This is a genomic window from Rhodococcus sp. OAS809, assembly GCF_040546695.1.
In the GTDB taxonomy this organism is placed as follows: domain Bacteria; phylum Actinomycetota; class Actinomycetes; order Mycobacteriales; family Mycobacteriaceae; genus Rhodococcus_F; species Rhodococcus_F qingshengii.
In genome coordinates this window covers 1,433,124-1,452,088 of record NZ_JBEPOI010000002.1, presented here as the reverse complement: position 1 = coordinate 1,452,088, position 18,965 = coordinate 1,433,124, and the positions used below count along the sequence as shown (strand labels likewise).

Here is an 18,965-nt window from a genome sequence, read left to right as displayed (position 1 = left end):
AGGTTTCTAGCGCGGGCGGCGACGGATGACGATGTCGCGGACCAGAATGAAGATCATCAATCCGGCGGTGCCGATGAGCCACAGATCCTCGACCTTGCCGTGATGGTTTCCGATCATCATCAGAAGCAGGAATATTGCGAAGAACCATCCGAGGAAACGGAAAAACTTGAGTCCTTCACCACTCCACCCCCATGCGGCAGAGGGAACCTCGGCCTCATCGACGTGCGAGACCACGACGGGGGCGCTGGACTTGACGTCCAACTGGGTATCGGCCACGGTCGATCCTCCTGCTCATTCGGTTGCACTACTGCCCAATATGGTGACATACGACTGCCTGTCGTACGTAGTTGGGCGTCGATAAGGTTGTTCTCAGGTGTTATCAGGAACAATGGGCGAGTGCAGGAAACCACACGTACCCGCGTCCTCCTCCTCGGCAGTACCGGTTCGATCGGTACCCAAGCGCTGGAGGTCATCGCTGCCAACCCCGACCGTTTCGAAGTAGTCGGTCTTGCAGCGGGCGGCAACAACGTCGAGTTGTTGGCCGAACAGATTCGTGCAACCGGCGTCACGGACGTCGCCGTCGCCGATCCTGCAGCGGCATCGGCGCTGGAATCGGTAACCGCCCGTTCGGGACCGAGCGCCGTGACGGAACTGGTTCGGGACAGCGGTGCCGATGTTGTCCTCAATGCGCTCGTCGGTTCTTTGGGACTCGAACCGACACTGGCGGCTTTGAACTCGGGAGCGCGCCTGGCGCTGGCGAACAAGGAATCGCTTGTCGCCGGCGGAGCGCTGGTGACGAAAGCCGCCGCCCCCGGTCAGATCGTGCCGGTCGACTCGGAGCATTCGGCGCTTGCCCAGTGCCTACGTGGTGGAACAGGCGACGAAGTGGCCCGGTTGGTTCTCACCGCTTCGGGTGGGCCGTTCCGTGGCTGGAGCGCCGAGGAGCTCGAAAGTGTGAATCCGGCTCAGGCAAAAGCGCACCCCACCTGGTCGATGGGCCCCATGAACACCCTCAACTCGGCAACTCTGGTCAACAAGGGCCTCGAGTTGATCGAGACGAACCTGCTGTTCGGGATCGACTACGACCGCATCGACGTCACCGTGCATCCGCAATCGATCGTGCACTCCATGGTGACCTTCTTCGACGGATCGACGCTGGCACAGGCGAGTCCACCGGACATGAAGCTCCCGATCGCTCTCGCTCTCGGCTGGCCGGACCGCATCGAAGGTGCGGCGTCGGCATGCGACTTCACCACCGACTCCACCTGGGAATTCGAGCCGCTCGATTCGTCGGTGTTCCCAGCCGTCGATCTGGCGCGAAGCGCAGGAAAATCCGGAGGTTGCTTCACCGCGATCTACAACGCGGCCAACGAAGTGGCGGCTCAGGCATTCCTCGACGGTGTCATTTCCTTCCCGGCGATCGTCCGCACGGTGGCTGCTGTTCTCGACGATGCAGGTCAATGGTCCGCAGAACCGGTTACCGTGGACGACGTTCTGGCCGCAGACGGCTGGGCACGCACACGAGCGCGTCAGCTCGTGAAGCAGGAGGGCTAGAGCTTTCATGGTTTTTGCACTGGGCGTAGTGCTGTTTGCCCTCGGCATCGGCGTGTCCATCGCCCTGCACGAAGCCGGTCACATGTGGACGGCCAAGGCTTTGGGAATGAAGGTTCGCCGCTACTACATCGGCTTCGGACCGAAGATCTTCTCGTTCCGTCGAGGTGAGACCGAGTACGGCCTCAAGGCGCTGCCGCTGGGCGGATTCTGCGACATCGCGGGCATGACGGCCCTCGACGAGATGACGCCTGAAGAAGAGCCGCACGCGATGTACAAGAAGGCGGCGTGGAAGCGCGTCGTCGTCATGTCCGGCGGTATCGCGATGAACTTCATTCTCGGGTTCCTCCTGATCTACGCATTGCTCCTCGGTTGGGGTCGAACCAGTACGGAGCCGGCACCGCCTGTTGTCAAGGGCGTGACGTGTGTTGCTCCGACGCAGCTCGGACAGGATCAGGGGTGGAAACTCGCGGATTGCACCGGTACCGGCCCGGCGGAGGCAGCCGGAATTGCTGCCGGCGATCGGATCGTCGCGGTGGACGGTCAACCGACGGACACTTTCGCCAAGGTTTCCGCGGCGATCCGCGACAAGTCCGGGACAGTCACGCTCACAGTCGAGCGCGGCGACGAGACTGTTCAAGTTCCGGTCGACGTATCGCCGGTTGAGCGTTACGTAGCCAAAGACGGCAGCACAACGCCGGAACTGGCAAAGGTAGGCGCTGTCGGAATTGAGGGTGTCAGCAATCTGATCGAGTACAACGCGCTCACTGCTGTTCCGGCGGCCTTCGACTACACCGGCCAGATCATGGTCGACTCGGTGAAGGCATTGGCTGACATTCCGTCGAAGGTGGGGGCACTGTGGGAGTCGATCACGGGCGGCGAACGCGCCCAGGACACACCGATCAGCGTGGTCGGTGCCAGCGTGATCGGTGGCGAGGCCGCAGATCGAGCCGAGTGGCCGATGTTCGTCGGACTGCTCGCATCGATCAACTTCTTCCTCGGTGTTTTCAACATCCTGCCGCTGTTGCCGCTCGACGGCGGTCACATCGCGGTGGTCTTCTACGAGAAGATCCGTGATTGGTTCCGCGCCCGCCGAGGCTTGATTCCCGGCGGCCCGGTCGACTACACGCGACTCCTTCCGATTACTTACGTATTCATCGTGATCGGTGGCGCGTTCATGTTGCTGACACTCACGGCTGACATCGTCAATCCGATCAAGATCTTCTGACCGTGTGAGAAGGGTGACGGTTGCCGCGCGGTAGTGCGGCGATCGCCCGGCTAAACTTGCAGTGAAGCTATGAAAGAAGGCACAGACGTGACCATCCCTATCGGACTGGGAATGCCCTCGGCACCCGCAGCGATTCTTGCTCCTCGACGCAAGACACGGCAGCTGCAGGTCGGCACGGTAGGTGTGGGCAGCGATTTCCCCATCTCGGTGCAGTCCATGTGCACCACGAAGACGCACGACGTCAATGCAACGCTGCAGCAGATCGCGGAACTGACCGCGTCCGGTTGCGACATCGTTCGTGTCGCCTGCCCGCGTCAGGAAGACGCGGACGCGTTGTCGATCATTGCGAAGAAGAGCCAGATCCCGGTTATCGCCGACATCCACTTCCAGCCGCGCTACATCTTCGCGGCAATCGACGCGGGATGCGCTGCGGTGCGCGTCAATCCGGGCAACATCAAGGAATTCGACGGCCGTGTCAAAGAGGTGGCCAAGGCTGCCGGTGACGCAGGCATTCCGATCCGTATCGGTGTCAACGCGGGATCGCTCGATCCTCGGTTGATGGAGAAGTACGGCAAGGCGACGCCCGAAGCGTTGGTCGAGTCCGCGCTGTGGGAGGCCGGGTTGTTCGAAGAGCACGGCTTCGGTGACATCAAGATCTCCGTCAAGCACAACGATCCGGTGATCATGGTCGAGGCTTACCGCCAACTCGCCGCCAAATGCGATTACCCGTTGCACCTCGGCGTCACGGAGGCAGGGCCGGCGTTTCAGGGCACGATCAAGTCCGCGGTCGCCTTCGGTGCGCTGCTCGCGGAGGGTATCGGCGACACGATCCGGGTTTCGCTCTCGGCCCCGCCGGCCGAGGAAATCAAGGTCGGTAACCAGATTCTGCAGTCTCTGAACCTGCGTCCCCGCAAGCTCGAGATCGTCTCTTGCCCCTCGTGTGGCCGTGCACAGGTCGACGTCTACACACTTGCCGACGAGGTCTCCGCCGGCCTCGAAGGCATGGAGATCCCGCTGCGCGTGGCAGTCATGGGTTGCGTCGTGAACGGACCGGGTGAAGCGCGTGAGGCCGACCTCGGTGTGGCGTCCGGCAACGGCAAGGGCCAGATCTTCGTCAAGGGCAAGGTCATCAAGACGGTGCCCGAGGCGCAGATCGTCGAGACGTTGATCGAAGAGGCGATGAAAATTGCCGAAAGCATGGAGGGTGACGCCTCGGAGGGTGCGCCGGTCGTCACCGTGAGTTGAGTGATTGCCGGATGAATCTTCCCCGTCGGTGTCAGGTTCGTGGCAATCTGAGTGCATCATGATCGGGTAGTGATATTCGTGGACGCGCAGTCGAGTCGAGGGGGTTGACGGATGCTCAAACTCCTCGGAGCCAAGCAGGTCGGAAGTCGAGATCTCGAAGACGTCCGACGGGTACTCGACGCCGATCCGGTGGCGGCCTGCATGATTGCCGCGCGCGTCGAAGAATGCGGCGTCGACCCACGAATGATTCACGGCGAGCTGTGGAGTCGAGGCGGGCCGTTGTCCTCACTGTGCTTTGCCGGGGCGAATCTGGTTCCGCTTCGAGGCGATCCGGATGACATTCGGGCATTCGCCGACCGTGCCTGTCGGATTCCGCGCATGTGCTCGTCGGTGGTCGGCCGCGCCGAATTGGCGTTGCCGCTGTGGGAGATGCTCGAGCTCGATTGGGGAACTGCGCGGGAGGTTCGCCCCGAACAGCCGTTGCTCGCGGTTTCCGAGCCGTTGGCATGTTCGTCGGATCCGCTGGTCCGGCAGGTTCGCTCGGACGAACTCGAGATCTATCTGCCTGCCGCGATCGCGATGTTCATCGAAGAGGTCGGAGTCGACCCGCGTGCCAACGACGGTGGGCGCGGATACCGGCACCGTGTCGCTAGCCTGATCGCCGCTGGTCGAGCGTGGGCGCACATCGAGGACGGCCAGGTCGTTTTCAAGGCGGAGGTCGGTTCGATGTCTGCTCGCTGTGGCCAGATCCAGGGTGTGTGGGTCAACCCGGAATTTCGTGGGCAGGGCTTCGGCGTGACCGGTACAGCGGCTGTAGCGGAGTCGATCATGGCGACCGGTCGCATTGCGAGCCTGTACGTCAACAGCTTCAATACGATTGCGCGGTCGACCTATTCGCGGGTGGGGTTCCGACAGGTCGCGACCTTCTCGACGGTGCTGCTCGACTGACCGTACAAGCTGCGTGCAATGGTCGCGCCTACGCTGGGTGGAGCATTTGTCGCCCTACTATGGGGCTCGATGAACACTCGGCATTTCTCTCGTAGTCGCTCGGCCCAACTGTTGGCCTCCTGCACCGTGATTTTCTTGGCGGTGGGGATCAGTTCGTGTACTCCGAAACCCGCCGGCCCCGAGCCCGTCGCGCAGCAGTTCCTGAGTGCGTTCGGTGACAGGGATATCGACGAGGCAGCAAAACTGACGGACCGGCCTGATTCCGCGGGTCCTGTATTGAGTGACACCTGGGATGCGCTCCAGGCCGAGTCGATGACTGCCGAGACCACGTCGGTGAAGATGAACGGTGACACTGCGACGGTCGGCTACACCTACGAGTGGCACCTTCCGAAAGACCGTGTGTGGACGTACGACGGCGAGCTGCAGATGGGACGCAAGGACGGCGACTGGTCCGTCCGGTGGAGTTCGACGGACGTTCACCCGCGCCTCGGTGACAAGCAGACGATGTCGTTGCGGGCAACCGCGGCGCCGCGAGCGCGGGTCAACGAGCATTCGGGCACGGATGTCCTGGTGCCGGGAATTGTCTACCGAGTGAAGTTCGATCGCTCCAAGAGCAACGACATCATCGGTTCCGCAAACAATCTCGCAAGTGTTCTCGGTCGCTTCGATTCTTCGCTGACGGGTCAATCGATCGCCGAATCCTCGACGGCCGTCAAGGGCGACTATCTGGTGACCCGCCTGCGCAGTGACGACTACGACCAGGTATCGGCGCAACTGGGAGCCATTTCGGGAGTATCTGTCTCGGACGAATCGGATCTCGTCTCGACGGACCCGGAGTTCGCGCCCGACCTTCTCGGGCAGATCAAGAAGACGATCATCGACGAGGTCGACGGCAAAGCCGGCTGGAGTGTCGTCACGGTCAACCAGAACGGCGTCGACACCGATGTGCTGACCGAGACTGCGCCGCAACCTGTTCCGTCGTTCAGTATCAGTTTGGATCGCAACATTCAGATCGCTGCTCAGCGTGCCGTGAACGTGAACAAGGATCAGGCGATGATGGTGGTCATCGAACCGTCGAGTGGGGCGATCCTGGCTGTCGCACAGAACAAGGCAGCAGACCGCGACGGACCGGTCGCGACGATGGGTCAGTACCCGCCCGGTTCGACGTTCAAGATCATCACGGCAGGCGCCGCAATTTCGACCGGTCAGGCGACCCCCGACACGATGGTGCCATGCCCGGGCCGGATCGAGATCGGTGAGCGCAGCGTCCCCAACTACAACGAGTTCTCACTCGGCACGGTGCCGATGGCAACGGCCTTCGCGCGTTCGTGCAACACGTCCTTCGCCAAGCTGGCCAGCGAGATGCAACCAGACACGTTGACCACTGCCGCAGCGCAGTTCGGCATCGGCCAGGACTACAACGTGGTGGGATTGCCGATCGATTCCGGTTCGGTGCCGCCGGCGTCGGATCTGGTGCAGCGGACCGAAGACGGGTTCGGTCAGGGAAAGGTCGTGGTCAGTCCGTTCGGAATGGCGATGGCAGCGGCGACGGTCGCGAACGGTTCGACTCCGGTGCCGCAACTGATTTCAGGGCGCGAAACCACCATCGACGGTGAGCGCCCGGCGATCTCGCCCGCCATGGTCGACGGCCTGCGCGGCATGATGCGACTCGTGGTCACCAGCGGTACTGCAGAACGCGTCGAAGATCAGGGTGAGGTGTACGGTAAGACCGGTGAAGCCGAGGTCGAAGGGGGATCGCACGCGTGGTTCGTCGGCTATCGCGGGAACCTGGCCTTCGCGACTCTGGTTGTGCGGGGCGGAAGTTCGGACAACGCCGTCGCAGTCACCCGCGACATGCTCACCGCCCTGCCTGAAGGCTACTGACCCGTCAGGGGAGCAGTCCCAACCTCCGGGCGGTCACCACGGCTTCGTGGCGTGAGCTCGCGTCCAGCTTTCCCATCGCGCTTCGCAGATAGCTCTTGACTGTTTCCGGGCGAAGGGAAAGCCGTTGGCCGGCTTCGATGTTGGTGCAGCCGAGTGCGACCTGAGAGAGAACGTCCACTTCACGCGGGGTGAGCGTGACGTCGGATTCGGCGTCGGCGGTAGGACGCAGCAGGTTGGCCAAACGCTGGGAGAGTCCGCGGAGTTTGGTCTGCAAGTCGGTGTCGGTGACGGTCTGGGCGACACTGCGTAGTTCGGCGTGGACTCCGCGGATCTCTTCCGAAGACATACCGTCGGCGGTAGTCGCGGCGGCGGCCTGCAGTAGTTGCAGGCGACGATCGACTTCGTCGCGGATGGCGAACTCCATCCCGAGACGCCGGGATGCGCCGACCATGACGTCTGCTGTGCGGTCACCCAACGGAGCGGAATCGCGGATCGCGGCGTAGAGCACAGCGCGCGATTTTCCCGAAACCATGACCGGAACGGCGATGATCGAATGCAGGCCCTCGCTGAGAACAGGACGGTCGAAGTGATGAGTGATGGACTGCGAATTGCCGTAATCGTTGACGGTGATCGGTGAACCCTGGGCTACGACGCGTCCGCCCATGCCCGAGCGCGGCGGGATGGCCAAGCCCTTGAGGTTGTTGGTGCGGGTGCCGACGAATTCGCTCAGGTGCAGGGTTCCGTCCTGGACCTCGCCTCCGAACAGCACGGGAACAACGCCCTGAGCTGCGATTGTTCGGAGTTCACCTCGCATTGCGTCCCCGTCGCGGGGGCGCAGAAGTGACGAAGCATGTCGGTTCACGCAGGTACCCCTTTCTGGGGGTAGTGAAGTTCTCTTGTGAGCTAGATCATAGGGGGTGAACAGTACGTATGACGAGCCGCCAACGTAACCGGTCGGGCCAACCATACGACGATCGATAAGGAGCAAGTTGATGAGCACCGATCCCACCGCACGGGTGCGCGAGCTGCTGGACCAGTACGACACCCCGCATGCCAGCGCCGCAGAATTGCTCTGCGATCGGCATCCCGCGGATGGCGTTGCATTCACCGTCGTCGAGGCAGACCTTAGCTCGGTGGACCTCACTTACGGTCATCTACGTGAGCAGTCGGCGCGTTTCGCGGCAGCTCTGGCCGACCTCGGAGTCGAGCCGGGTGACAACGTCGCGACCTTGATGGGTAAGTCTGCGGACCTGGTGGTCGCGCTCCTCGGAATCTGGCGCCGCGGAGCGGTCCACGTGCCCTTGTTCACGGCGTTCGCTTCGCCGGCCATCGCTTTCCGCTTGACGGCCAGCGGCGCGAAGGTGGTCATTTCCGACGCCAATCAGCTCGAGAAGCTCGCGCCGGGAGAGGACATCCCCGCCGACGCAGCGTGGCAGGTCATCGTCGCGGGCGGCGCGGCCGGTGACGAGTTGGACTTCGACGCACTTGTCGCAGCTCAGGATGCCGAAGACCCGAAGGGCGCTGCTCAGGCAGTCGGCGGCAACGCACCGATGGTGCAGTTGTTCACCAGTGGCACCACGGGAACACCCAAGGGCGTGCCGGTTCCGGTGCGCGCGCTCGCCTCGTTCCACGCCTACCAGGAGTTCGGCCTCGACGTCCGAGAGGACGACGTGTTCTGGAACGCCGCAGACCCGGGCTGGGCGTACGGGCTGTACTACGCGTTGCTCGGCCCGCTTGCCGCCGGCACGCGAAGCCTTCTGCTGCACGCCGGATTCTCCGCGCCGCTGACGTGGCAGATCATCGAGAAGTTCGGTGTCACCAATTTTGCCGCCGCTCCGACCGTCTACCGCAGTCTGCGTGCCGACAAGGCTCCCGTTCCGGAAGGCATCTCGCTGCGCCGCGCTTCCTCGGCCGGTGAGCCCTTGACTCCGGATGTTGTTGCGTGGTCGAAGAACTCGTTGGGCGTCGAGGTCCGTGATCACTACGGCCAGACCGAGCACGGCATGTTCATCGTCAACGCCTGGGCCGACGGACTTCGCGACGATGTCCGTCCCGGATCCATGGGCCGTCCGTTGCCGGGTTGGTCTGCCGCTGTGCTGGAAGACAATTCGGATGACATTGCACCGGCCCGCACTCAGGGCCGCGTGGCGATCGATACTCACAACAGCCCGTTGATGTGGTTCACCGGGTACGTCGATGCGCCGGAGAAGACGAAGCAGCGATTCAGCGAAGACGGCCGCTGGTACATCACCGGTGATGCGGGAATGACGGACGAGGACGGATTCTTCTTCTTCTCCTCGCGCGACGACGACGTCATCATCATGGCGGGCTACCGCATCGGTCCCTTCGACGTCGAGAGCGTGCTGGTCATGCACGAGCACGTCATCGAGGCCGCCGTGGTGGGCATGCCCGACGAGTTGCGTGGTGAGGTTCTCGAGGCGTTCGTCGTTCTTCGCGAAGGTGTCGACGGTGACGACGAACTCGAGAAGGAACTGCAAACCCTGGTGAAGAAGAAGTTTGCAGCGCACGCATACCCGCGCACAGTGCACTTTGTTCCGAACCTGCCCAAGACCCCGAGTGGCAAGGTTCAGCGGTACATCCTGAGGAAGGGATAAGCCCCTGCTGTGCGCCTTTATTAACCCCCGGCGGTTAATAAAGGCGCACAGCAAGGTCAGCGCCGACGAATTCTGCCGACCACCATGAGGGCGACCAGGGTGACTGCAAGCAGCAGTGTCGTATTTGCTGCGGCAAGAAATACCTGGCCACGGTCGGTGAGTCCGAAGATGCTGACCGGCAAGGTCTTCCATGTCGCCGGGTAGACCATGACCGTTGCGCCCAGCTCACCCATCGACAGTGCGATGGAAAGCCCGGCGGCCGCACCCAACGCTGGGAGCAGCAGCGGTAGCGTTACCCGTGTCAGCACCCGCACCGGGCCGGCGCCGAGTGATTCGGCAGCTTGACGGTAGGCGGGATCGAGCCGTTCGAGCGCGGCCGATACGGAACTGAAGGCAAAGGCAAGCACCAAAACCGTGTGAGCGAGAATCACGATCCACTTGGTGCCTCCGAGCAGTAGCGGGCGCTCGTTGAAAGTGATGAGCAGACCCAAGCCGATCGCGACCGACGGAACCGCAATCGGTAAATGGAATACGGCATCGGTGATGCGCCGCAGCCACATCGGTGCCTCACGCGAGGCCAGCGCGGCCCACGTTCCGACGATCAATGCCAATGCCCCCGCGATGAATGCAGTCTGCAAACTGACGATCAGGCTGGCGAAGTTCTCGTCGGACAGCGCCGTGGAGAAGTTCTTGCCGCCGAGATTCGACGGAAGTGGACCGGTCCACGATCCGGCCAAGGCAGCCGCGACGACGGTGGCGATGGGCGCGACAAAAACCGCCGCGACGACCAGGGTGAAGAATCCGAGTACGAGGGCCCTAGAGCTTCGTGTCCACAGCAGCACGGCTGCCTCCCATCAATCTGTTGAAGGTGAATCGGTAGAGGCAGTACAGGCCGAGTGAGAGTGCGACCTGGACCGTCGCGATCACTGCCGCGCCGGGCAAGTCGAAGGTGACAATGCCGCGGGTGTAGATGAGGACCGGCAGAGTTACGACGTCTTTAGCCCCGGTGAAGAGCACGATGCCGAATTCATTCAGCGTCATCAGAAGCACGAGCGATCCACCGGCCAGGAGGGCCGGCCACGCTTCCGGCATCACCACCTGTCGCAGAACTCGGACGGGTGACGCGCCGAGACTGGCTGCCACGTCGAGTTGTTCACGCGGAATCTGGGTGAACGCTGCCAATAGCGGACGCACGACAAAGGGTGTGAAGAAAGTGATTTCGGCCGCGATCACACCGAACGGAGTGTTGAGGAAATTCAGTGGGCCGCTCGCATCGCCGGTGATGCGGACGATCAAGGCGTTGACGGCGCCGGCTGTCCCGTACAGGAACGTGAACGCCAGCGTGATCAGGAAAGACGGCAGGGCGAGCACCGTGTCGATCAATCGCCCCACCACCTTGGATCCGGCGAACGGAACGAAGGCAAGCACCAAGGCGAGGAAGGTTCCCAGGATCAGGCAACCCAGGGTCGACGCCACGGCGATTTGGATGGTCCGCCAGAGCGCGGTTCTGAACAGTTCCGAACCGAGCACCGAAGACCACGTGGACAACCCGGTGCCATCTGCGGTGCTCAGAGATTCCGTGAGGACACGTGCGGTGGGATAGACAGCAAACACGAGGACAAGAAGCAGTGGTGGCAGCGTCCAGCCGATCCGGCGCCACGGGATCGGCTCTTTGTGCTGGGGCGCAGCGGTTTCGGGGCGTTCCAAGGTTGTGGTCATGGGTGGCGATCCGCCGGAACCAGGACACTGCCGTCCGTGGGCAGGACGACGCCCACTTCGGTGTCGACCGGTCGTTCGTCGTGCCCTGGAACATCCGCGTCGACGCGGACATCGTCGAGGCCACGTACAGCCAGCGTCAGACGCGTCGTGGAACCGCGCCAGACGCTCGAGACGATGCGCGCCGGGAATGATCCTCGTGCGCCGAGGCCGGTTACGGCTACCGCGTGTGGACGAACACACAGGTAGGCGTCCATGTCGGACTCCCATTCGATGTGCCCGATCTCGGGCTGCGGGGCGTGAGCAGTGAACGGCGTGCCACCGATCGAGACCAGCGCGGAGGTGCCGATAACGCGTGTGACGGTGCAGGGCAGCAGGTTGGCACCCCCGAGGAACGCCGCGGTGAAGCTGGACGGCGGACGTTTCCACAAGGTCTCAGCGGTGTCGATGTCCGCGAGTCTGGCGTTGCGCATCACTGCGATTCGGTCTGCGAGCGCCAGGGCTTCACTCTGATCGTGCGTCACGTAGAGCATGGCTGTGTCAGGTAGTGCTGCGCGCAGTCTCGCCAGTTCGCCGAGCATGCTCTCGCGAAGTTGAGCATCCAGGGCGGCCAGTGGTTCGTCGAGGAGGAGTACTCCAGGGCGAATTGCCAACGCTCGGGCAATGGCGATTCGCTGCTGTTGACCGCCGGAAAGTTCACGGGGAAGCCGCTTTCCGTACGCCGACATCCCGACCATGTCCAGGGCTTCGGCCACGCGAGGGCCGATCTCCGACCGCGGCACGCGATGGGCTCGGAGTCCGAAGGCTACGTTTTCGGATACACGCATGTGCGGGAAGAGAGCGTACGACTGGACGACGACGCCGATACCGCGTTGTGCGGGAGGCAGATTGGTGATGTCTCGGGTGCCGAGCTTGACGGAACCGGACGTGGGGCGGACAAATCCCGCGAGGGCCTTCAGGGCGGTCGACTTGCCGGATCCACTGGGCCCCAGCAGTGCCACAGTTTCACCCGGCGCCACTCGCAGATTGAAATCGACGAGTGCATGGGTTGCGGTCTTCCCGCGGCCGTAGGCGACGTTGACGCGATCGAAGGTGATGGCCGGAGCAGAATGTTCGATCGCTCCGTGAACACCGACGGTCTCGGGGAGCGTCCGCCCCAGTCTGGTTCTTGCCATGATCAGCTCCCGGTGGCTTTCTGGTAAGCGGCGATGTCGGCGTCGAGCGAGCTGAGGACGTCGTTCCAGTTCGGGGTCCACACGTTGACGCCCTGCAGAACTCCGGAAGGCGTGTTCTTGTCGGTGGATTCACCGGCAGCGCTTCGGACGTCCTCGCGGACCGATACGCCGAGTGCATCGGTGGCGACGGTCTTCTGGGATTCTGCGGAGAGCAGGAACTCCATCAACTTCTTGGCTTGTTCGCTGCTCGGTGCGCTCTTGGCGAGGCCCATCACGTAGGGCAGTGCAATGGTGGTGCGAGTGCCGTCGGCTCCAGTGGGGAAGAAGATGTCGAACTTCGATCCGTCGTCGGCGATGGAGGCGAGGTTCATCTGGACGTCACCGTTGGCGACCAGCAGCTCTCCGTTACTGACCTTGGGCTGGAGCTTTCCGGTGGAAGACGAGGGTCCGACGTTGTTGGCCTGGAGCTTTCCGAGGTAGTCGAGTGCTCCTTCCTTACCCATCAGGTGCTGGAGCAGCAAGAGCACCGCGGTACCGTCGCCGGCCTGGCCGGGCGTGGAGTACTGCAACTTGCCCTTGAACTGGTCAGTGAGCAGATCGTCCCAAGATTGTGGGGCGGGTGATGCAGTCGGATTGGCGATGAACGAGAGGTAATTCTCGACGACGGGTACGTACTTGCCGGCGTCGTCCTTCTCGTCGGTAGGAACGGCGGAGGTGTCGATTCCGCTGGGCTCGAGCAGACCTTGGGCGTCGGCCTTCTGGATGAACGGGGGCAGCGTGATGATCACGTCTGCCTGTGGGTTGGACTGCTCCTTTTCGACGCGGGAGACGACCTCGCCGGATCCGGCTTCCACGAGGTTGACGGCGATACCGGTCTGCGCGGTGAAGGCGTCGAATCTTCCCTTGTACCAACCGGACAGGCCGTCGGCGCTGTATACGGTGACGGTCTCGGTGTCTGATCCGGCAGCAGTGCCGGTGCCACCGCAGGCAGTGGTGAACGAAAGGACGGACACGGCGAGAGCGGCCGCAGCGATGCTCGGGCGTAGACGCATGACGATTCCTTTTTCGGAGGTGAGATCAGGAGTGGGTGAGGAGTTCGGCGAACTCCGTCACGGACGGGACGATGTGGGTGGCTCCGGCGTCGCGAAGCTGTTGCTCGTCGTGTGCGCCGGTCAGAGTTCCGGCGACGATGGATGCGCCGGAACGAATGCCGCTGAGCACGTCGTTGGACGTGTCGCCGAGTACGGCGATCTGGTGGACGTCGTCGATCGAAAGTTTGAGCAGGGCAGTCAGAATCAGGTCCGGGTACGGTCGACCGCGACCGGCTTCGGCGGGGGAGAGGGTGAGATCGGCGAGGGTTTCCCAGCCGAGCGCGACGAGGAGTTTGTCCTGCGTCGATCGGCTGAACCCGGTGGTCAAGGCAACTTTGATGCCGGCCTCGCGCAAAGTGGTGATGGCTTTCTCGGCGCGGGGGATCGGCTCGGCCAGGCCCTGGTCGATGAGGGAGTCGTACGTGGTTTCGAAGGCGGCGTTCGCGGCCTGGGCGCGGTCTTCGTCACCGAAAATCGCCCGGAACACGACGATCTTCGACTGGCCCATCGTGTCGAGGACGTACTGGCGAGCGGCGTCGGCTTCCGGGCCTTCGGCGGGCAGTCCGCCGGCTTCAGCGGCGGCAGCGAAGGCGCGAAGAACCAGTCCGTCGTCGGCGACGGTGGTGCCGGCCATGTCGAGAACGGCGAGGGTGATCGGAGACATGAGAAGTCTTTCTTGTCGGAGAGATTCAGAGACCGAGCTGGTCGGCGGTTTGTTCCGCCAGTGCCGGGCCGAGCGTCATACCGCGGCCACCGGGGCCGGCAACCACCCAGACGTTGTCGGCGGCTTGTGCGCGGTGAACAAGTTGTGAGGGGTCGATGCACTGGCTGTAGACGCCCGCCCAACGCTTGACGATTGGCGGAAGATCGCGTCCCAGAAGTGTTTCCACGACTCCGGACAGATGGCGATAGGGCGCCTCGTCGACGTCGAAGTCGAAGGGCTCCTCGTATTCGTGGGTGTCGCCGATGGTCAGACCGCCGTGCAAGCGCTGCACGCACAGGAGTTGCATGCGGTGCTCCTCGGCAGTCGGTTCCTGCGGCTGTACTGTACGGAGGTGATCGAGGGCAGATCCGGCGAAACCCGGGTAGTAGCGGAAGCTGTCACCGTCAGCGATTGCGGTGGTGAGCTTTTCGCCGAGTGGGGCGCTCTGCATCATCTGCAGGCGCACACGGCGCAACGGGAGATCGCCGGCGAGATCGCGAGCCAATCCGCCGAGTGTTGCTCCGGGGCAGACGATCACGAGATCGGCGTCGAAGCTGCGACCGTGGTCGTCGCGGATGTGTGCGCCGGAGGTGGTCGTCGTGATCTCGCGGGCTTCCGTTCCGGCGTGGAAGGTGTAACGGCCGGTGGATTCGAGGTAAGAACGGATGGCGGGGAGCGCTTGCCGTGACTCGACAGCGGCGTCCAGCGTGCAGTGCAGTCCGCCGAGAAACTTGCCCCGGAGCGCGGGGTTGACGACGCGAACGGCGTCGGGATCCAGAAGCGCGAACCCTCGGTTGTCGGCGTCCGGCCGAGAGAACGCTTCCTGCGCGACCGCGACCTCCTCCTCGGTGCGCATGAGGGTGATGGAGCCGGCTGGGCGGTATCCGACGCCGGGGACACGGGCGGCAAGGTCTGCCCACAGTTCGCGCGAGCGCAGCGCAGCTTCGAGTTCGTGCGGGGCTCGCCCGGATACCCAGACGAGGCCGAAGTTCCGTACCGTGGCACCGCGGGCTTCGGGCTCACGTTCGAGATGGATGACGTCGTGTCCCCGACGGATTGCCTCGTCGGCGTGCGCCGTTCCGAGGATCCCTCCGCCCACAATCAAAATTCGCATGTAGAGATAGTGACGTTTGGTCTAGACCAATAGGGGGAATCGAGACGAACTCCAGGTTAACAATTGGTATAGACCGAATTCTTGTACGCTTGCGCCATGAATCAGCAGACGTCCACCGGGCCGGGGACCTCGAGCGTCGTGATCGAACCGGAGTTGAAGTACTACCGGGTGCGCACCGAGATCGAGACCATTCTCAGTGGGCTCGAGGAGGGCGACGCAGTCCCGTCCGAGCGGGAATTGGCGGCGCGGTTCACAGTCGCTCGCGAGACGGTCCGTCAAGCGCTTCGTGATCTTCTTGTCGAAGGGCGAATCGAGCGGCGGGGGCGGGGCACTGTCGTCGCGAGTCCGAAGTTGGTTCAGCCGCTATCGATTCGTTCCTATACCGAAGGTGCTCTGAGCGCTGGGCGAGTACCCAGTCGTAAGGTTGTGACCTTCGAACGAATGTCGGCCGACGACGGTCTCGCCACGGAATTGGGTATCGAACCAGGTGACAGCGTCGTTCATCTCGAGCGTGTTCTCTTCGCCGACGGAGAGAAGATCGGACTCGAATCAACGTTCCTGCCGGACAGCAGGTTCGGTGAGATGCTCGACGCTTTCGATGCGACGACGTCGCTGTACGCGGCTATCCGTTCCATCGGCGTGGTCTTTGCCTCCGCAACCGAACGGATCGAGACGGTGCTCGCTTCACCGCGGGAGGCAACCCTCGTCGAGTCCACCACCTCGATGCCGATGCTTCTATTGCACCGGACGTCTGTCGACCCGGACGGTGTGCCGATCGAGCGCGTTCGTTCGCTCTACCGCGGCGACCGTATTGCCTTCTTGACGACTCTTCGCGAGTAGGAGGGGCGTCGAGGGGGTCTGCTGTTACCGGGAACGATAGGCACTCCCAGGCCCGTGGAATCTGTTCTGTACTGGACTCCATCAAACGGGAGGACAGTGAACATGGGTGACAAGAAGGTCTGGTTCGTAACCGGCGCAGGCCGGGGGATGGGAGTCGATATTGCTCAGGCGGCTCTTGCCGCCGGGCACGCGGTGGTGGCAACGGGGCGTGATGCGGACCGTGTTTCTGCAGCGATCGGTGCGCATGACGACCTGTTGGTGATTGCCTTGGACATCACCGACGATCAAGCCGCATATGCTGCGGTGGACACGGCAGTTGCACGATTTGGTGGAATCGATGTACTGGTGAACAACGCCGGAAACTTCTACGCCGGGTTCTTCGAGGTTGTCAGTCCGGCGCAACTTCGCGCTCAGATGGAGACCAACTTTTTCGGGCCGATCAATGTGACACGGGCGGTGTTGCCGGTAATGCGTAGGCAACGGAGTGGACGTGTCGTGACTGTCAGCTCGCTTGCGGGCCTGGTTGGTCAGGAGTTTTGCGCAGCCTACGCGGCGTCGAAGTTTGCGCTGGAGGGTTGGATGGAATCATTGCAATTCGATGTCGAACCGTACGGAATCGGGACGATGATCGTGGAGCCGGGATTCTTCCGGACCGAACTGCTTGTCGAGGGTGCGTCGTCGGTCTGGCCGGAATTGTCGATAGACGATTACGACGCTCGGACCGGCGAGACCGTCGAAGCGTGGAAGAGTATGAACGGTGCCCAGGGCGGGGATCCGGTGAAACTTGCCGCGGCACTTGTGGCACTTGTCGATTCGCCGCTACCCCCACGTCGTTGGGTCGCCGGTGCCGATGCAGTGACCGTGGTTGAGCAGAAAGCCCACCAACTACTCGATCAAGTTGAAGCCCATCGCGGTTTGTCCTCGTCGCTTGCCCACGTGGACGTGACGACCTGATCCGAGTTTGTCAGGTCACGGGAGTGAGGTGAACATGTCCACGAGCCCCTGGGGTGCGTTCTCGCCGAAGCACATGTCCAGTCCATCAGCGGACTGTTGTGCCGATACGGCGCTGCGTGGGAATAGGCGCTCTTCGTAGACAGCTAGCCCTTCCTCCGTGCTGCTGTGCGACGCGATCGCCTGGCCGAGTTCCGCGCCGTCGAGCATTGCCAGGTTCGCACCCTCTCCGGCAAACGGCGACATGACGTGTGCCGCGTCCCCGAGCAGAGTGACCCCGGGAGTACGGCTCCAACTGTGGCCGATGGGAAGGGCATGGATGGGGCGAGGGGTCAGCGAGCTGTCGGCTTCGACGATCAGTGAACGCAGTGACTCGTCCCAGTCCGAGAAGTGTTCCAGCAGAACCTTCTTCGCGATGTGATCGTCGGAGAAGTCGACACTCGCTGCCCAGCTCTCGGGAACTCGCAGGGCGGCATAGATGTGCAGACTGTTGTCGGTCTCACGGTGGGCAAGGAAGCCCTTGTCGGCACTGAGTGCGAACATCATTCCGCCGCCGACGGTTTCAGCGGCATCCACGTGCTGGTTGTCGGCGTCGTGAAGGTCGAACTCCACGAAAGATATTCCGGTGTACGCAGGAGTGTCGTTTGAAACCAATGGACGGATTTTCGACCACGCACCGTCGGCGCCGACCAGGAGATCGGTGGTGAAGTGGGTTCCATCCGCGAGGTGAACTTCGTGTCGACCATCCGGCAACGGATGAGCACTGCGGACCTTGGCTCCCCAGTGGATTGTTTCCTTCGGAATTGAGCTGAGCAGTAGGTCACGGAGCTGGCCGCGGTCGATTTCCGGGCGGTCGCCGTCTCCGGTGTCCTGCTCGCTCAGGTGCACGACGGCATTTCGATCGAGGACGCGTGTCTCTTCCCCGCCTTGATGAACGAGGGCGCGGAACTCCTCATAGAGGCCGGCGGCACGAAGCGCGATCTGACCCGAGTCTTCGTGGATGTCGAGCATCCCGCCTTGAGTTCTGGCTGTCGGTCCGGATTCGAGATCGAATACCGCCGAATCGATTCCGCGGAGATGGAGGACTCGGGCGAGGGTGAGGCCGCCGAGGCCGGCGCCGATGATTGCGATGGGGTAGTGGTTCATGGTGGGTTCCTAAGAAGTGAGTGGGGTGTTCTCGATGCCCGTGATGAGCGTGCGGAATCCCCAGGAGAGGCGCGCGGTGGGTTCACCGGCAAGTAGAGCTGTTGCATGTCTTGCGACGAGTGGGTGCGTCTGCGGGTTTGCGTTCTGGATTGCGTCGGTCAGCGCGCTCCATCGGGCATCCGCGTCGGCGGAATTGTTCGGCGTCGAGTGTTCGGCAGCAGTGGACGTCGCGTACTGCAGCAGCAAGTCCACGCCCCACGCGGCCTGACCTGGAGGGACTTCGCCTTCGTCGAGCAATGCCAGCAGGCGCTCGAGCAGGCGCACGTAGTGAACTCCGCTGGGCCGGGAAACGAGAGCCGACTGGGCGAGGCCGGGATGATCGAACAGTACGGCCGTGTAGGACGTCAGCACCCGTTCGAGGCGTGCTTGCCAAGTGCCGGAGGTATTTTCGGCGAGGTCGACCACTCCGAGAAGTGTGTCCAGAACGGCGGCGTGCAATTCGGCGGTATTGCGCACGTACACGTACATCGATGCCGGCCCGGTGTCGAGTTCGAGGGCGAGTCGACGCATCGTCAATTTCTGCAAGCCCTCCGACCGCAAGATTTCCACCGCGGTACTGACGATGCCCTCGCGTGTCAGAGCGGGTTTGGCCGGACGATTGCGACGGCTCGACGGACTTGTTGGCTGAGTGGGCATGATTTCACCGTACACGAACATGTTCGTAACGAACATGTTCGTTGGATCACGCACTGAACGTC

The 18,965-nt window shown here is 62.8% G+C and carries 18 protein-coding genes; 8 read left to right on the top strand and 10 right to left on the bottom strand.

Annotated elements, in window-relative coordinates:
* Nucleotides 1-6: 6 nt before the first annotated feature.
* Entirely contained in the window at nucleotides 7-276 is a 270-nt protein-coding gene (locus ABIE52_RS09655; protein ID WP_003942762.1) for a DUF2631 domain-containing protein, read from the bottom strand.
* Nucleotides 277-396: 120 nt separating this feature from the next.
* Here ABIE52_RS09655 and dxr point away from each other — a divergent pair, with 120 nt between their 5' ends.
* The 5 genes from dxr to ABIE52_RS09630 all read left to right on the top strand — a co-directional run bounded on the left by dxr (nucleotide 397) and on the right by ABIE52_RS09630 (nucleotide 6,856).
* The gene (gene dxr, locus ABIE52_RS09650; RefSeq protein ID WP_070160218.1) at nucleotides 397-1,554 is read left to right on the top strand and encodes a 1-deoxy-D-xylulose-5-phosphate reductoisomerase; all 1,158 of its coding nucleotides are present in this window, start codon (nucleotides 397-399) and stop codon (nucleotides 1,552-1,554) included.
* Between the two features lie 7 nt (nucleotides 1,555-1,561).
* Entirely contained in the window at nucleotides 1,562-2,779 is a 1,218-nt protein-coding gene (locus tag ABIE52_RS09645; protein WP_042924418.1) for a M50 family metallopeptidase, read from the top strand.
* An 87-nt stretch (nucleotides 2,780-2,866) separates the two neighbouring features.
* Complete coding sequence (gene ispG, locus ABIE52_RS09640; RefSeq protein ID WP_007734888.1) at nucleotides 2,867-4,024, top strand: flavodoxin-dependent (E)-4-hydroxy-3-methylbut-2-enyl-diphosphate synthase; 1,158 nt, start codon at nucleotides 2,867-2,869, stop codon at nucleotides 4,022-4,024.
* A gap of 111 nt (nucleotides 4,025-4,135) precedes the next feature.
* Nucleotides 4,136-4,972: a GNAT family N-acetyltransferase gene (locus ABIE52_RS09635; RefSeq protein ID WP_042924416.1), complete on the top strand. Its 837-nt coding sequence runs from the start codon at nucleotides 4,136-4,138 to the stop codon at nucleotides 4,970-4,972.
* Nucleotides 4,973-5,041: 69 nt separating this feature from the next.
* The gene (locus ABIE52_RS09630) at nucleotides 5,042-6,856 is read left to right on the top strand and encodes a penicillin-binding transpeptidase domain-containing protein (protein ID WP_042450801.1); all 1,815 of its coding nucleotides are present in this window, start codon (nucleotides 5,042-5,044) and stop codon (nucleotides 6,854-6,856) included.
* 4 nt (nucleotides 6,857-6,860) lie between these two features.
* On the opposite strand, the gene ABIE52_RS09625 is transcribed toward ABIE52_RS09630, so the two are convergent.
* Nucleotides 6,861-7,670, bottom strand: a complete 810-nt coding sequence (locus tag ABIE52_RS09625) for a LuxR C-terminal-related transcriptional regulator (RefSeq protein ID WP_042450799.1) — start codon at nucleotides 7,668-7,670, stop codon at nucleotides 6,861-6,863.
* Nucleotides 7,671-7,848: 178 nt separating this feature from the next.
* Here ABIE52_RS09625 and ABIE52_RS09620 point away from each other — a divergent pair, with 178 nt between their 5' ends.
* Nucleotides 7,849-9,471 (top strand): AMP-binding protein, encoded by a 1,623-nt coding sequence (locus tag ABIE52_RS09620; protein ID WP_003942743.1) that lies wholly within the window; start codon nucleotides 7,849-7,851, stop codon nucleotides 9,469-9,471.
* Between the two features lie 56 nt (nucleotides 9,472-9,527).
* Here the strand turns inward: ABIE52_RS09620 and ABIE52_RS09615 are convergent, their stop codons facing one another.
* Genes ABIE52_RS09615 through ABIE52_RS09590 form a run of 6 tightly spaced genes read right to left on the bottom strand, consistent with a single transcriptional unit; the run spans nucleotide 9,528 to nucleotide 15,270 of the window.
* Complete coding sequence (locus ABIE52_RS09615) at nucleotides 9,528-10,313, bottom strand: ABC transporter permease (RefSeq protein ID WP_192712510.1); 786 nt, start codon at nucleotides 10,311-10,313, stop codon at nucleotides 9,528-9,530.
* The gene (locus ABIE52_RS09610) at nucleotides 10,288-11,190 is read right to left on the bottom strand and encodes a 2-aminoethylphosphonate ABC transporter permease subunit (RefSeq protein WP_192712509.1); all 903 of its coding nucleotides are present in this window, start codon (nucleotides 11,188-11,190) and stop codon (nucleotides 10,288-10,290) included. The genes ABIE52_RS09615 and ABIE52_RS09610 overlap by 26 nt, the downstream gene beginning before the upstream one ends.
* On the bottom strand, nucleotides 11,187-12,362 hold the full coding sequence (locus tag ABIE52_RS09605; RefSeq protein ID WP_116056856.1) for an ABC transporter ATP-binding protein: 1,176 nt from the start codon (nucleotides 12,360-12,362) through the stop codon (nucleotides 11,187-11,189). Before ABIE52_RS09605 ends, ABIE52_RS09610 begins: the two co-directional genes overlap by 4 nt.
* A 2-nt stretch (nucleotides 12,363-12,364) precedes the next feature.
* Nucleotides 12,365-13,414, bottom strand: a complete 1,050-nt coding sequence (locus tag ABIE52_RS09600) for a 2-aminoethylphosphonate ABC transporter substrate-binding protein (RefSeq protein WP_192712508.1) — start codon at nucleotides 13,412-13,414, stop codon at nucleotides 12,365-12,367.
* A 25-nt stretch (nucleotides 13,415-13,439) separates the two neighbouring features.
* Nucleotides 13,440-14,117, bottom strand: coding sequence for a phosphonatase-like hydrolase (locus ABIE52_RS09595; RefSeq protein ID WP_050656492.1), 678 nt, complete (start codon nucleotides 14,115-14,117; stop codon nucleotides 13,440-13,442).
* Between the two features lie 25 nt (nucleotides 14,118-14,142).
* Complete coding sequence (locus tag ABIE52_RS09590; RefSeq protein ID WP_007734899.1) at nucleotides 14,143-15,270, bottom strand: TIGR03364 family FAD-dependent oxidoreductase; 1,128 nt, start codon at nucleotides 15,268-15,270, stop codon at nucleotides 14,143-14,145.
* A 96-nt stretch (nucleotides 15,271-15,366) separates the two neighbouring features.
* Here ABIE52_RS09590 and ABIE52_RS09585 point away from each other — a divergent pair, with 96 nt between their 5' ends.
* Together ABIE52_RS09585 and ABIE52_RS09580 are read left to right on the top strand one after the other, a co-directional pair.
* Nucleotides 15,367-16,110: a GntR family transcriptional regulator gene (locus ABIE52_RS09585; protein WP_007734901.1), complete on the top strand. Its 744-nt coding sequence runs from the start codon at nucleotides 15,367-15,369 to the stop codon at nucleotides 16,108-16,110.
* Nucleotides 16,111-16,212: 102 nt separating this feature from the next.
* Nucleotides 16,213-17,064 (top strand): SDR family oxidoreductase, encoded by an 852-nt coding sequence (locus ABIE52_RS09580; RefSeq protein WP_192712507.1) that lies wholly within the window; start codon nucleotides 16,213-16,215, stop codon nucleotides 17,062-17,064.
* Nucleotides 17,065-17,079: 15 nt separating this feature from the next.
* Here the strand turns inward: ABIE52_RS09580 and ABIE52_RS09575 are convergent, their stop codons facing one another.
* Entirely contained in the window at nucleotides 17,080-18,207 is a 1,128-nt protein-coding gene (locus ABIE52_RS09575; protein WP_116056852.1) for an FAD-dependent oxidoreductase, read from the bottom strand.
* A gap of 9 nt (nucleotides 18,208-18,216) precedes the next feature.
* Nucleotides 18,217-18,903, bottom strand: a complete 687-nt coding sequence (locus ABIE52_RS09570) for a TetR/AcrR family transcriptional regulator C-terminal domain-containing protein (protein WP_116058159.1) — start codon at nucleotides 18,901-18,903, stop codon at nucleotides 18,217-18,219.
* Between the last annotated feature and the right edge of the window lie 62 nt (nucleotides 18,904-18,965).

Bases quoted from the DNA above. Each gene is read 5' to 3' on its own strand.
- ABIE52_RS09635 (WP_042924416.1), top strand. From the start codon at position 4,136: ATGCTCAAACTCCTCGGAGCCAAGCAGGTCGGAAGTCGAGATCTCGAA.
- ABIE52_RS09620 (WP_003942743.1), top strand. From the start codon at position 7,849: ATGAGCACCGATCCCACCGCACGGGTGCGCGAGCTGCTGGACCAGTAC.
- ABIE52_RS09590 (WP_007734899.1), bottom strand. From the start codon at position 15,270: ATGCGAATTTTGATTGTGGGCGGAGGGATCCTCGGAACGGCGCACGCC.
- ABIE52_RS09610 (WP_192712509.1), bottom strand. From the start codon at position 11,190: ATGACCACAACCTTGGAACGCCCCGAAACCGCTGCGCCCCAGCACAAA.
- ABIE52_RS09570 (WP_116058159.1), bottom strand. From the start codon at position 18,903: ATGCCCACTCAGCCAACAAGTCCGTCGAGCCGTCGCAATCGTCCGGCC.
- ABIE52_RS09595 (WP_050656492.1), bottom strand. From the start codon at position 14,117: ATGTCTCCGATCACCCTCGCCGTTCTCGACATGGCCGGCACCACCGTC.
- ABIE52_RS09630 (WP_042450801.1), top strand. From the start codon at position 5,042: ATGAACACTCGGCATTTCTCTCGTAGTCGCTCGGCCCAACTGTTGGCC.
- ABIE52_RS09600 (WP_192712508.1), bottom strand. From the start codon at position 13,414: ATGCGTCTACGCCCGAGCATCGCTGCGGCCGCTCTCGCCGTGTCCGTC.
- ABIE52_RS09585 (WP_007734901.1), top strand. From the start codon at position 15,367: ATGAATCAGCAGACGTCCACCGGGCCGGGGACCTCGAGCGTCGTGATC.
- ABIE52_RS09575 (WP_116056852.1), bottom strand. From the start codon at position 18,207: ATGAACCACTACCCCATCGCAATCATCGGCGCCGGCCTCGGCGGCCTC.
- ABIE52_RS09580 (WP_192712507.1), top strand. From the start codon at position 16,213: ATGGGTGACAAGAAGGTCTGGTTCGTAACCGGCGCAGGCCGGGGGATG.
- ABIE52_RS09625 (WP_042450799.1), bottom strand. From the start codon at position 7,670: ATGCGAGGTGAACTCCGAACAATCGCAGCTCAGGGCGTTGTTCCCGTG.
- ABIE52_RS09605 (WP_116056856.1), bottom strand. From the start codon at position 12,362: ATGGCAAGAACCAGACTGGGGCGGACGCTCCCCGAGACCGTCGGTGTT.
- ABIE52_RS09645 (WP_042924418.1), top strand. From the start codon at position 1,562: ATGGTTTTTGCACTGGGCGTAGTGCTGTTTGCCCTCGGCATCGGCGTG.